General features: G+C 73.0%; 8 protein-coding genes. 4 read left to right on the top strand and 4 right to left on the bottom strand.

Annotated features, from left to right (window positions below):
* The first annotated feature begins 79 nt into the window (after positions 1 to 79).
* Complete coding sequence (pepN, locus tag QOZ89_RS27320) at positions 80 to 2,563, top strand: aminopeptidase N (protein WP_312626191.1); 2,484 nt, start codon at positions 80 to 82, stop codon at positions 2,561 to 2,563.
* A gap of 9 nt (positions 2,564 to 2,572) precedes the next feature.
* Here the strand turns inward: pepN and QOZ89_RS27325 are convergent, their stop codons facing one another.
* The 3 genes from QOZ89_RS27325 to QOZ89_RS27335 all read right to left on the bottom strand — a co-directional run bounded on the left by QOZ89_RS27325 (position 2,573) and on the right by QOZ89_RS27335 (position 7,968).
* The gene (locus QOZ89_RS27325; protein ID WP_071047559.1) at positions 2,573 to 4,213 is read right to left on the bottom strand and encodes an N-acyl-D-amino-acid deacylase family protein; all 1,641 of its coding nucleotides are present in this window, start codon (positions 4,211 to 4,213) and stop codon (positions 2,573 to 2,575) included.
* A gap of 141 nt (positions 4,214 to 4,354) precedes the next feature.
* Positions 4,355 to 6,958: a CoA transferase gene (locus QOZ89_RS27330; RefSeq protein WP_312626193.1), complete on the bottom strand. Its 2,604-nt coding sequence runs from the start codon at positions 6,956 to 6,958 to the stop codon at positions 4,355 to 4,357.
* Positions 6,955 to 7,968 (bottom strand): LLM class flavin-dependent oxidoreductase, encoded by a 1,014-nt coding sequence (locus tag QOZ89_RS27335; RefSeq protein ID WP_071047558.1) that lies wholly within the window; start codon positions 7,966 to 7,968, stop codon positions 6,955 to 6,957. Before QOZ89_RS27335 ends, QOZ89_RS27330 begins: the two co-directional genes overlap by 4 nt.
* 428 nt (positions 7,969 to 8,396) lie before the next feature.
* Here QOZ89_RS27335 and QOZ89_RS27340 point away from each other — a divergent pair, with 428 nt between their 5' ends.
* The 3 genes from QOZ89_RS27340 to QOZ89_RS27350 all read left to right on the top strand — a co-directional run bounded on the left by QOZ89_RS27340 (position 8,397) and on the right by QOZ89_RS27350 (position 10,946).
* The gene (locus QOZ89_RS27340) at positions 8,397 to 8,849 is read left to right on the top strand and encodes a Zn-ribbon domain-containing OB-fold protein (protein ID WP_071047557.1); all 453 of its coding nucleotides are present in this window, start codon (positions 8,397 to 8,399) and stop codon (positions 8,847 to 8,849) included.
* Between the two features lie 5 nt (positions 8,850 to 8,854).
* On the top strand, positions 8,855 to 10,039 hold the full coding sequence (locus tag QOZ89_RS27345; protein ID WP_071047556.1) for a thiolase family protein: 1,185 nt from the start codon (positions 8,855 to 8,857) through the stop codon (positions 10,037 to 10,039).
* Positions 10,040 to 10,127: 88 nt separating this feature from the next.
* Positions 10,128 to 10,946: an SDR family NAD(P)-dependent oxidoreductase gene (locus tag QOZ89_RS27350; protein WP_083418295.1), complete on the top strand. Its 819-nt coding sequence runs from the start codon at positions 10,128 to 10,130 to the stop codon at positions 10,944 to 10,946.
* Between the two features lie 468 nt (positions 10,947 to 11,414).
* Here the strand turns inward: QOZ89_RS27350 and QOZ89_RS27355 are convergent, their stop codons facing one another.
* Positions 11,415 to 12,662 carry an amidohydrolase family protein gene (locus QOZ89_RS27355; protein WP_071047554.1) on the bottom strand — a complete coding sequence of 416 codons (1,248 nt, stop codon included), beginning with the start codon at positions 12,660 to 12,662 and terminating at the stop codon, positions 11,415 to 11,417.
* Positions 12,663 to 12,688: the final 26 nt, after the last annotated feature.

Here is a 12,688-nt window from a genome sequence, read left to right on the forward strand (position 1 = left end):
GCGACTAGGTCCTGTCTGACGGCCTCCGGCCACGCGAGGCTTCGCCATCATCGCATGGCCTTTGGCCTAGGGTGGACCAATGGTGGCATTGACCAGGCCGGAGGCGGTACGGCGAGCGGATTCGGTCGACGTCGACCGCTACGCGATCGAGCTGGATCTCACCGAGCCGGGCGACTTCTTCGCCTCCACCACGACGATCACCTTCACCGCCCGTGAACCGGAGACGTTCGTCGAGCTGTTCTGCGAGGAACTGTTCGAGGTCGTTCTCGACGGCGCGGTCCAGCCGGTCGAATCGTTCGAAGGCGGCCGACTGCCGGTACATGGCCTGGGCGGGCGGCATGAACTGCTTGTCAGGGCGCGCATGCGCTACTCGCATGACGGTGAGGGCCTGCACCGGTTCGTCGACCCGGCCGACGGAGGCGTCTACCTGTGCGCGACGTCGTCGGTCGACAACGCGAAGCGGTGGTTCGCCTGCTTCGACCAGCCGGACCTGAAGGCCCGCGTCAGCATGCGGGTCCAGTGCCCGCCGGACTGGACGGTCGTCGGCAACGGCGCGGCGACGCGGACCGGGCCGGGCGCCTGGGAGCTGGCCGAGACCAGGCCCATCTCGACCTACCTCGTCACCCTGGTGGCCGGGCCGTGGCATTCGGTGCGCGGGGAGCACGACGGCATTCCGCTCGGCCTGCACGTCCGGCGCTCCCTGTCGGCTGAGCTCGACCGTGACGCGGCCGAGCTCCTGCGGCTGACCGCCGATTCCCTAGACGCCTTCCACGAGCTGTTCGAGGTGCACTACCCGTTCGGCGAATACCACCAGGCCTTCGTCCCGGAGTTCAACTGGGGCGCGATGGAGAATCCCGGCTGCGTCACCTTCCGCGACCAGTTGATCTTTCGGTCGCGGCCGAGCGAGGCGGAGCTGCTCGGCCGGGCGAACACGATCGTCCACGAGATGGCGCACATGTGGTTCGGCGACCTGGTGACCATGCGCTGGTGGGACGACCTGTGGCTCAACGAGTCCTTCGCCGAGTACCTGGCCCGCCGCGTCACCCCGCTGGTGTCGGGCATGCCGGCGGGACCCGACTTCGCCGCGGCGCGCAAGAGCTGGGGCTACGCCGCCGACCGCCGCGCCACCACCCATCCGGTCGCCGGCAACGGCGCCACGGACGCCCGCTCCGCGCTGGACGACTTCGACGGCATCTCCTACGCCAAGGGCGCCAGCGTGCTGCGGCAGCTGGCTGCCTACCTGGGCGAGGACATGTTCCTGGGCGGGTTGCGCGAGCACGTCCGTTCGCACGCCTACGGCAACGCCACGTTCGCCGACCTGCTCGCGTCCTGGTCCGCCCAGGCGGGCCCCGGCACGCCCACCGGCACCGACCTCTCGCGGTGGGCCCACGAGTGGCTGCGTCTCGCCGGCGTCGACATCGTCGCCGTCGAGACCGGGCCGTCCGGGGCCGTCCTGCGCCGCCAGCCGCCGGTGTTCGGGCCGGCGGCCGACCGTCCCCATGCCATGACCGTCGCCGTGCTTCCGGGCGGCGGCACGCCGACCGAGGTCGTCCTCGGCCGCGCGCCGGTCCTGGTCCCGGCGGCCGGTCCCGGCGAGATCGTGCTTCCTAGCGCCGGCGACGAGACCTGGGCGACGATCCGGCTGGCCGCCGGCCAGTGGGAACGTCTGCCCGCCGTCATGGCCGTGGCCGGTGACGCCGTGGCCCGCTCGGTGGCGTGGAACGCGCTGCGTACCGGCCTGGCCGACGGGCTCGTGTCGCCCGAGCTCGCGGTGCGGACGGTCGCGGCCGGCATGCCGAACGAGCTCGATGTCGTCACCGCGCGGCTGCTGCCGTGGATCACCGCCGCGGTGTCCCTGTACCTCGCGCCGGGCCCGGAGCGCGCGGCGGCGATCACCGTCCTCACCGACGCGACCGAGGCGTTGCTCGCGGACGCGAAACCTGGCGGCAGCGGTCAGCTGACCGCTGCCCGCGGCTGGGTCGGGCTCACCGACGACCTCGACGCCCTGCGCGCCTGGCGTCCAGGTGGCGAGCCGTTCGCGGGCCTGACCGTCGACGACGAACTGAGCTGGCTGGTCCTGGAACGACGAGCCGCCCTCGGCGACCTCACCCTCGACCAGATCGAGGCGGCCTACGCTGCGGACCGCACGGCGTCCGGCCTGGTACACGCGACCCGCTGCCGGGCGCTGCGCCCCGACCCGGACGCGAAGGCGGCGGCGTGGGCGGAGCTCATCGACCCGGCCAGCACGATGTCCCACTATCAGCTGTCCGCGCTGGCCGGCGGGATCTGGGTGGCCGGGCAGGAGGACCTGGCGGCGCCCTACGCGCGGCGGTGGTTCGACGACCTGCCGGCAACCGCCCAGTTCCGGGGCACGATGTCGCTGGCGAGACTCGCCGAGCTGTGCTTCCCGGCGCTAGCCGTCGCCCCGGAGACCCTCGCCTGGGCCGAGCGGTTCGCGACGCGCACCGACGTCCCGTCCGGCCTGCGCCGAACCGCCTCCGACGGCGCCGACGACCTCCGCCGCGCCCTCGCCCTCCGCGCCGCGGCCACCAAGGGAACCTGACCACCCGTCCTAAGCACGTAGGAGGCGGCCGGGAGCGGTGTCGGGGATCTCCTCGCCGGCGGTGCGGGTGGCGACGCCGTTGACCCAGAGGTGCTCGACGCCGGTGCTGCGGACCAGCAGGCGGTCGGCGCCGCCCGGCTGGTCGTGGGCCCGCACGATGGGAGTCGTACCGACGGTGTCCGGGTCGAAGGCGACGAGGTCCGCGTAGAAGCCAGGCTGGACGAGCCCGCGGTCGGCGACACGGAAGACCTGGTGCGGGTGCCCGGTGAGCCGCCAGACGGCCTCCTCCAGGCTCAGCGCCTTGCGCTCGCGCACCCAGTGGCCGAGCAGGTGGGTCGAGTAGCAGGCGTCGCAGAGCTGGCTCGCGTGCGCGCCGGCGTCCGACAGGCCCAGCAGGGTCCGCTTGTCGGCAAGCAGGTCGGCGAGCTCGGCGTCACCGTCGTTCTCCAGGACGACGCGGAAGCGGGTCGTGCCGGTGTCGGCGAGCGCCAGGTCGATCATCAGGTCGAACGGTGTGGTGCCGCGCTCGCTGGCCAGCCGGTCCAGCGGGATGCCGACGAGGCCGTGGTGGGTCTCGGTCTCCTCGACGTCGATCTTGTGCCAGCGGTGGCCCCAGGCCGCCAGCGTCGCCGGGCGCGCCCGGTCCCGCCAGGAGGCGTCCCGGTACAGGTCCGCCCGCCGCTCCCGCGGCAGGGCGAGCACCTCTTTCCACTCGTCCACGGCGGCGAGCGGGGTCGGGTCGTCCATGGTGGTCTGCATGACGATCGGCCGGCAGGCGATCTGTGGGTAGACCTCGCCGGGCAGCGCGGCGCCGCGCTCGACGGTGCGCAGCGCGGCGCCCGGCTTCTCCGGCCGGGTGACCAGCGCCGTCCACGTGACCGGGATGCCGTAGCGGGTGGCGATCTCGGAGAACTGGTCGACGAACAGGCCGGGCCCGATCGAGACGGCGAGCACGCCCTTGCCGGCCTCGCCCAGGACCTCAGCCAGCTGGTAGACCTCGTCGACCTCGGCGAACCGGCTCGGCACGGGCCGGCCGTAGGCGCCGGAGTGCGCGGGCTGGCGGGACGTGGAGAACCCGATCGCGCCGGCGTCGAGCGCCTCCCGCACGAGCCGGCGCATCGTCGCCAGCTCGTCGTCCGTGGCCGGGCGCTCCTCGCCGCCGGTGACGAACAGCCGCAGCGGGGAGTGGCCGATGAAGACGCCGACGTTGAGGCGCTTGGCGCGGGCGTCGAGCGCGGCAAGATATTCGGGGAACGTCTCGAAGCACCAGTCGATGCCGGCGTTCAGCGCCTCCATCGACATGCCTTCGACGTTCTCCAGGAGCCGGACGATCAGGTCGCGGTGCTCCGGACGGGTCGGGGCGACGCCGAAACCGCAGTTGCCCATGACGACGCTGGTGACCCCGTGCCAGCTCGACGGGGTGAGGTCGCCGTCCCAGAGGATCTGGGCGTCGTAGTGGGTGTGCACGTCGATGAAGCCGGGCGCGAGCACCAGGCCGCGCAGGTCGACGATCTCGGTGCCTGCCTCGGGCACGAGCTCGCCCGGCTCGGCGACGGCGGCGATCCGGTCACCGGTGACGGCGACGTCCGCCGGCCGGGCCGGCGCTCCGCTTCCGTCGATCAGCGTGGCGTTGCGCAGCAACAGGTCCATCGAGGCTCCATCGGTCATCCGGCGAACCGAGCACACACAAATTAGCAAACACTCGCTCACTTATCGACCGATGCGTGCTCGTCACGGGCCGGCGGCTGTCTCCGGCCGCCATCCGTGGGGTGGACGTTCGCTGCCGCGGGGCTAGAGCTGGCGGACGATCTTGGCGGCCAGCAGGGCATCGACGTCCTGCGCGGGAAGGCCGAGATCGGACAGAATGGCGATGCTGTGCTCGCCGATGCCGGGAAGCGCCAGGGTGGGACCACCCGACGGCGGCTGACCGAGGCGGGGGAGCGGGCCGATCTGTTCGAAATGGCCCCAGTCGGCGACCTCGTAGGCGGCGACGCGGCCCAGCTGCCGGTTGAGCGGGTCGTCGAGGATGCCACGGCGGAAGTCGTCGCGACTCGTCGGCCGTACCAGCTCCGCCAGCAGGCCCTCGGCGCGCAGGCGGGCCACCCAGGCCGCGGCCGTGCCGCCCGCGAACGCCTTCTCCAGGAGCGTCTCGGCCTCGCGGGCCGCCGTGTCGTGGGCGCCGCCGCGCAACGGAGCGTAGGTCGCGAGCCGGCCTCCGGCCGGCGGGGGCTCGCCCCCCGCCAGCACCGCGCGCAGGCGCGTCCAGGAGCGCTCGTCCGGCAGCACCAGCGCGAACCACTCCCCGTCACCGGCCTGGTAGAGGCGGTAGCCGGGGCCGTAGCCGGTCTGCTCCTGGTCCAGGGCGGGGCCGGCGACGAGGGAGCCGTCGCGCAGGAAGGACCCGCTCTGCAGCAGCATCCCGGCGCCGAGCAGGCTGGTCGCGACCTGCTGCCCCTCGCTTCTCACGGCCTGGGCGTACAGACCGGCGAGGATCCCGGCCGCCGCCACCCAGCCACCGGTCACGTCGATGGGGATCCAGGTCGCCGCGATCGGCTCGTTGCCGTCGCCGCCGATGGCCCGCTCCAGGCCGGTGACCGCCTGCATGAGCGCGTCGTTGCCGGGCTGCTTCGCCCGTGGGCCGGTGGGCCCGAAGGCGCTGGCGTGGCTGTAGACCGCGCGCGGGTTGAGCCGGGCGACGTCGGCGGCGCCGATGCCGAGCCGCTCGGCGACGCCGACGCGGAAGTTGTGCAGGACGACGTCGGCCCAGCGGATCAGCCGCTCGACCACGGGCCGGGCCTCGGGGGCGGTGATGTCGATCGCGATGCTGCGCTTGCCTCGCTGGCAGGCCGCGACCGCGTAGGCGGCGGCGCGCATCGCCTCGCCCTCGGGCGGCTCGACCTTGATGACCTCGGCACCGAGGTCGGCGAGCACCTGGGCGGCGAGGGGCCCGGCGACGAACGCGGAGAAGTCGACGACCCGCACGCCGCGCAGCGGCGCCGCGTTGCCGGCGGCCGCATCGTTGGCAACGCCGTCGTCCGCGTCGTTGGCCGCGGTGTCGCCGGCGGCGTTGAGGTTGGCGGCGTTGAGGTTGGCGTCGGCGGAACCGTCTCCGGGCGGCGTCCCGGCCGCTGCCCGGGCCACCGGCCGCTCCTGCGTCCACGGGCCGGCCGGGGTCTCGGGACGGGGCAGCGGGCCGACCGCGATCGGGGAGCCCAGCATGACCTCGGGATGGCCGTCGTGATCGCGCGCGACGGCCAGGCCGATCTCGGCCAGGTGCGGGTCGCGTAACGCCTCGCCAGGGCCGAGGACCGGTTCGCAGGCGACGCCGGCTTCGCGCAGCCGCTCGATCCAGACGTCCCTGGGCCGCAGCGCGAACGGGGCGCGCCAGCGCTTCGCGCGGTCCTGCAGCTTCCCGGTGGCCTGGTCGGTGTAGTAGCCCTCGACGCTCGGCTCGTCGCCGAGGACCTCGATGAGCTTGGCGTACATGCCCTTACCGCCGAACCAGACCTGGATCAACTCGCCGTCCGCGCAGCGGTAGAGGAAGTTCGGGAAGGTCGAGCCGAGCTCCCAGTAGCCCTCGATCTCGGGCCGCGCCCGCTCGGAGCGCCCGATCATGCAGCCCAGCGTCGCGAGCATGCCGTCGTAGAGCGACGTCTCCACCCAGCCGCCGCCGCCCGTCGTGGCCCGGCGGCGCAGCAGCGCGAGCACGGAGGCGGTGAGCAGGGCGGCGGTCCCGATTCCGGGCGCGCGGACGTCGACGAAGATCGGCCCTGGCCGGTGGCCGGCGAGCTGGGTGCAGAAGCCGGAACGGGCCTCGACGAGCAGGCCGTAGTCCTCGACGGCTCCGGTCGAGGTCCGGCTGGGGCGGCAGCGGGCGTAGACGAGGCCGGGGTTGGCGGCGCGCAGGTCGAGGTGGCCGAGCCCGCGGCCCTCCACCAGCGCCTCGGGGCCGTAGACGAGCGCGGCGTCGGCCTCGGCGAGCAGCGCCCGCACCGGCTCGGCGTCGTCGGTCCCGACGATCCGCTTGTCACGGTGCCAGGCCTCGCCCCAGGGCACGTCCGCGTCGATCCCCGGGCTCGTCTGGCCGACGACGCGGACGACGTCCGCGCCGAGATCCGCGAGCAGCCTGCCCGGCACGCCGCCGGCGAGGCCGAGGCCGAGTTCGCTGGTCCCGACGGCAACCTCGACGACCCGCAGCCCGGTCAGAGGGCCGGCGGCCTTTGTCTCCGGGGTCGTCTGGCCAAAGGGTGCGCGAAAATGCTCTTCCTTCGCGTGCCCGGCGGCCTTTGTCTCCGGGGTCGTCTGGCCAAAGGGCGCGCGAAAATGCTCTTCCTTCGCGTGCCCGGCGGCCTTTATCTGTGGGGTCACTGAGGGCCGGGTAGCCGCCGCCGTCATGGCGACACCAGCCCGGAGGGCGCCGCGACCGGGCTGCCCGAACCGGCTGGCGCCGGCGGCGCGGTGGGCAGGGTCAGGCGAGGGAGGACGTCCTCGGTGGCCAGCTGGACGACCTCGAGGGTGTTCTCGTGCGCCGCCGGCGAGATGATGAAGTGGCGCACGCCGGCGTCGACGTACTGCTGCAGCCGGGCGGCCACCTCGGCCGGCGTGCCGGCGGGGGCGATCCGGTCGAGCATCGCCGACGGCTTGTCGCCGTAGGCGCCGCCGAGGAACGAGGCGACGTCGGCCCGTGCCCGGTCGCCGTCGCGGCGGACCGAGCAGTAGACGTACATCATCCACTCGAAGCCGCCCAGGTCGCGGCCTATGGCCGCCGCCTCGGCGCGGATCGTCTCGACCGAGCGGACGTACGCGCTCGGTGACATGAGGTACGGCATCCAGCCGTCGCCGAGCCTGGCCGCGCGGCGCATCGCCGGGGCCTTGCGGCCCGAGACCAGAAACGGCGGGCCGCCGAGCTGGCCGGTGGTCGCCATCCTGTCCCCGGGCGGCGGGGCGACCGGGCGCAGCGTCACGTTGTCGACGTCGAAGAACCGTCCGTGGTGGCTGACCTGGCCGCCGCCCCAGAGCGTGCGCAGCAGCGTCATCGCCTCGTCGGTGCGCGGGCCCCGTTCGCCGGGTGGCACCCCGACCGACTCGAACTCGTGCGGGAACTCGCCGCCGACCCCCACGCCGACCGAGACCCGCCCGCCGGAGCGGGCGTCTAGGTCGGCGAGCTGCTTGGCCAGCACCACCGGCTGGTAGAGCGGCAGCACCAGGATCGCGGTGCCCACTCGGACCCGCTCGGTCCAGGCCGTCATCAGGGCCAGCCGGGTGATGGCCTCGCCGGTCCCGGTGGGCGGAAGGATGTGGCCGCCCTGCCAGACGGACTCGATCGGCAGGCGCTCCACGGCCTCGAGCCAGCCTCGCTCGGGCTCCGGTAGGGCAGCTGCGCCGAAGACGATGCGGTCAGGCAACCGGGGCTCCTTCGCGACATGCCGGCGCGGCGGCTCGCGGGCCGCCGGCCCAGCGGTGCTCTGTGGTGAAGCGGCTCTATGGTGAAGCGCCGCCGGGCGGGCACGCCAGGGCAAGGCCGTGCCCGGGGCGCCGGCCTGGCGGGAATCCCGCGCGTGGACCGGCGGCGTGGCGCTAGATTGCGAAGTGAGCGTACACTCCGCAAGTCGTCCCCGCTACTGCTCCGGCCGGCGGGATGACCAGGGCGGAGGGCCGGCGCGACTGGTCGGTGCCGTGGGCGCCTGGACCGCGCCCGGCCGTGTGTACCTCCGAGCGGCGCCGTGGCCGCGCGGGCCACCACCTCGCGGCCCAGCACGTGCACCGGCACCGGCAGCACTGGCCGGCAGTACTGGTAGGCCCTTGCAGACCCAGCACCGACCAGAGGGGACCCGTGACCGCGACCGTAGGCATACCGCCCGCCGTCACCGAGGAGACCGCCGCCTTCTGGGAGGCGGCGGCCGAGGGCCGCCTGCTCGTGGAGCGCTGCGCCGGCTGCGGGGCCGAGTCGTTCCCGCCGTACGGGATGTGCCGCGCCTGCCGGAGCCGCGCCGTGGAGCACGTCGAGATCACCGGGCGGGGCCACGTCTACAGCTTCACCGTCAACTACCAGCGCTGGATGCCGGGGCTCGAGGTGCCGTACGCGTTGGTGCTGGTCGAGTGGGCCGACCACCCGGGCGTGCGGGTGTTCGGCCGGCTGCGCGGCTGCCCGCCCGAGGACGCGGCGGTCGGGATGACCGTCGAGGTCGGTTTCGAGCCGGGGCCCGGCGGCTACGCCGTCCCCAGCTTCGTCGCGGTGGCCGACGTCGGCGATGGCATCGGCGGCACCGGCGACGGTGGGGAGTGAGCGGGATGGGCGGCGAACTGTTCGAGCGGCGGGCGGTCATCTCCGGCGTCGGCCAGTCGGCGATCGGGCGCCAGGTCGACCGCTCGGGGTTCCAGCTGACCCTCGACGCGATTCTCGCGGCGGTCGCGGACGCTGGGCTGACTCTCGACGACGTCGACGGGCTGGCGATGTTCCCCGGCGGCGGCAAGGCCAACGTCCCCGGCTACGCCAACGGCGACCTCTACGAGATCCAGGACGCACTGCGGATCACGACGTCCTGGCGGCAGGGGATCGTCGAGGGGATGTGCCTGCCGTTCTATGGGCCGGCCATGGCGGTCGCGACCGGCCAGGCCCGCCACGTCGTCATCTGGCGCACGGTCAAGGAAGGCAGCGCGGCCCGCAACGCCGGCGGCCGCCCGGCGTACGGCTCGACGAACCCGACGGCCGCGGGGCCGCTGGCCTGGCTGCTGCCGGTCGGCGCGCTCTCGCCCGTCTGCCAGATCGCCCCGTACGCCACCCGGTACATGCACGAGTACGGCGTCACTCGCGAGCAGCTGGCCTGGATCCCGGTGACCCAGCGTGCGCACGCCGCGCTCAACCCGGACGCAGTTTACCGCTCGCCGCTCACCGTCGAGGACTACCTGGCGTCCAGGATGATCTCGACGCCGATCTGCCTGTACGACTGCGACGTGCCCGCCGACGGCGCCACCGCGATCGTCGTGTCCGCCGCCGAGACGGCCGCGGACCTGCGGGCGCCGGTGGCCATCGAGGCGATGGCCGGCGTCGTCGACGGGCGGCCGAGCTGGGAGCAGTGGGAGGACATGGGCCGGGTCGGCTACGCCACCGCGGCCGCGATGTGGGCGCGCACCGACCTGCGGCCGGCCGACGTCGACGTGGCCGAGATCTATGACGGCTTCGCCATCGAGGCCGTGTGGTGGCTGGAGGCGATGGGCTTCTGCGGGCCGGGGGAGGCCGGCTCGTTCGTCGAGGGCGGTAAGCGGATCGGGCTCGGCGGGGAGCTGCCGATGAACACCTGGGGCGGCCAGCTCTCCGGTGGCCGGCTGCACGCCGCGTTCGGCCACACCGCCGAGGCGGTCCGCCAGCTGCGTGGTGAGTGCGGCGAGCGGCAGGTCGCGGGCGCGCGGGTCGCCGCCGTCACCAGCGTCGGCGGCTACGAGGCCGGCGCGGCGCTGCTCACCCGGATGCCGTAGGGCGCGCGCCGCGTACGGGTCGGCAACGGAGACGACGGGCGGTGCTCAGCCGCCGTCCGTTCGAGATATCGAGGAAGGGGTGCGACAGATGGCCGGTCGGGTCGAGGGCAAGGTCGCGATCGTGACGGGGGCCGGCTCGACGCCCGGCCCGGGCGTCGGCACGGGCAAGGCCAGCGCGGTGGTGCTCGCGCGCGAGGGTGCGAGCGTGCTGCTCGTCGACCTGTTCGCGGACCGGGCCGAGGAGACGAAGAAGCTGATCGAGTCCGAGGGCGGGAAGGCGGAGGTCTTCGCCGGCGACTGCACCAAGGCCGCCGCCTGCGAGGCGATGGCGAAGGCCGCCGTCGACGCGTTCGGAACCATCGACATCCTGGTCAACAACATCGGCATGGCCTCGGTCGGCACGGTCATCGACATCACCGAGGAGGCCTGGGACAAGGCGCTGGACATCAACCTGCGCACGATGTTCCTGGCCTGCAAGTACACGCTCCCGGTGATGGCGGCGCAGGGCTCCGGCTCGGTTGTCAACATCGCGTCGATCTCCGGGCTGCGCGGGGACGGCACGATCGCCTACTCGGCCGCCAAGGGCGCCATGCTCGCGATGACCGTCGAGATGGCCTACGCCCACGGCCGCCAGGGCATCCGGGTCAACGCCATCGCCCCCGGCCACATCGTCACGCCGATGGTGCTGTCGATCCCCGGCCAGTCCTCGGACTACGTCGACACGCTGCGCAAGGAGGCCGGCCTGCTCGGCACGGAGGGCACCGGCTGGGACGTCGCCGCGGCGGTCGGCTTCCTCGCCAGCGACGACGCCCGCTGGGTCACCGGCGTCACCCTGCCCGTCGACTCCGGCGTCCTGACCGTCACCCCGCTTGCCATGGCCCGCCACCTGCGCGCGATCCCCGACTGAGGTTCAGGTCGGGCCCGCGGTCGGCAGGCGGCGGGCGGCGGCCCCCGACAGTCCGCGTCGGCGGACTGTCGGGGGCCTTCCGGATCCTGTCAGCCCTCGATCGGGGACTGGCCGATGGGCTTGTAACGGTGGGTACACCCTTGTCGTCCAGGACTGTGATCAGTCCGCCGCGCACGCACACGGCCGGCGGTGTCGGCCTTTCCGTCGCCTCCGCAGCCGGCGGCCAGGAAGGTGACCGCGGCCAAGGGCAGGGTTAAGAGCACCACCTCCGGGCGGTGTCGGAGTCGTCTATGGGGCGTGCCGATACGGGAGGTGTCGAGACGCTGCATGGTCGTCCTATCTCGCGGGTTGTCTCGGTGCGCGAAGCGGGTGCGCGGCTTCGGTCTGAGGGGGCGCCGGGAAAAGTGCCGGGAGGCCGACAGGGGAAGTGGCCAAGCCGCTGGCGCGTCCGGAGGCCCGATCCAGGACTCAGGCCGGGCTTGGGGCGTGCAGGCCGAGCAGCCCGCCCAGCGTGCCGCCGAGGATCGCCTGGCGCTCCTCGGGCTCGACGTCCTTGAACAGGTAGTCGATGACCTGGCGGCTGCGCCCGAAGGTCCCTTCGGCATGCGGGTAGTCCATGCCCCACAGCAGCGTGGAGATGCCGGTGACGTGCCGGCAGGCGATCGCCATGGGGTCCTCCTGGAAGGAGACGTGGATCTGGCGCTGGACGTACTCGCTCGGCATGAGCGGGTACGGCCAGCGCTCGTTGAGCCGGAACAGCTGGGCCATGCCCGGCTGGTCGTCGGCGGCGCGGGCGTCGTCCCACGTGCCGGCCCAGAAGTCGCGGTTCTGCCCGACTCCGAGCGTCCAGGCCTTGTCCATCGCGGCCATCGTCGAGACGAGCCAGTTGGCGTTGAACTCCACCAGCAGGAAGTGAAGATCTGGGAACCGCTCGAGCACCCCGGCACCGACCAGCGACACGACGATCCGCTGTGCGGCCACGGGGCCCAGCACGGCCGCACCCATCAAGCGGTCGACGATTAGCTGGTCGTCCAGCACCTCGCGGTTCTGGGCCTGAGCAGTGGCAATCATCGCCTGGAGTGTCGGCGCCGCGTCCTTGCGCACCTTCACGCCGCCGGTCGCCACGTGGAAGGCGATGACCATCCCGTGGGCCTGCGCCGCCGCCCACACCCGGTCGAGCGCTCGTGAGGTGTACGGGATCGGCGACGTCGCCGGAAGGATGAGCGCTCGTGCCCCCAGGGCGGCCACCCGCTCGATCTCGGCGACGGCGTCGTCGAGATCGCTCATCGGGATGGGCATGGTGGTGATCACCCGATCGCGGTACGGCCCGAAGACCTCCGCCGCGTAGTCGTTGTAGACCCGGGCGTGCGCCATCGACAGCTCGTGATGGTCGTGGGTGAACAACCCGAACAGCGCGTGGTTGGGATGCATCAGCGTCGCCCGGACGCCCTCGTGGTCGAGGTCCTCGATGATCCGGGCGGGGTCGCCGTACTGCGGCGTTCCGTCGTGGTGACGGTAACGGGCGTATGCCCAGCCTTCGAAGCCCGGCGTGTGCAGCTTCCGGAAATGGTGGTTTCCATCTTCCCCGAGCGGCTCGATCTCGAAGTCCTCCTCCCAGACCGCGAGTTCCCGCAGGTGTTTCGGAAGACGGCTGGTGAACAGATCCGTGGGCTCGACGAAATGCCCGTCCGCTGAGAGGATGATGTCCTCGACCATGAGTGGTCCCTTCCTGTTTGATCCCA

Origin of the sequence: Pseudofrankia coriaricola (genome assembly GCF_032027725.1) — a bacterium.
Taxonomy (GTDB): Bacteria; Actinomycetota; Actinomycetes; order Frankiales; family Frankiaceae; genus Pseudofrankia.

Coding starts and splice junctions, on each gene's coding strand:
- pepN (WP_312626191.1), top strand. CDS start 80: ATGGTGGCATTGACCAGGCCGGAGGCGGTACGGCGAGCGGATTCGGTC.
- QOZ89_RS27325 (WP_071047559.1), bottom strand. CDS start 4,213: ATGGACCTGTTGCTGCGCAACGCCACGCTGATCGACGGAAGCGGAGCG.
- QOZ89_RS27330 (WP_312626193.1), bottom strand. CDS start 6,958: ATGACGGCGGCGGCTACCCGGCCCTCAGTGACCCCACAGATAAAGGCC.
- QOZ89_RS27345 (WP_071047556.1), top strand. CDS start 8,855: ATGGGCGGCGAACTGTTCGAGCGGCGGGCGGTCATCTCCGGCGTCGGC.
- QOZ89_RS27350 (WP_083418295.1), top strand. CDS start 10,128: ATGGCCGGTCGGGTCGAGGGCAAGGTCGCGATCGTGACGGGGGCCGGC.
- QOZ89_RS27355 (WP_071047554.1), bottom strand. CDS start 12,662: ATGGTCGAGGACATCATCCTCTCAGCGGACGGGCATTTCGTCGAGCCC.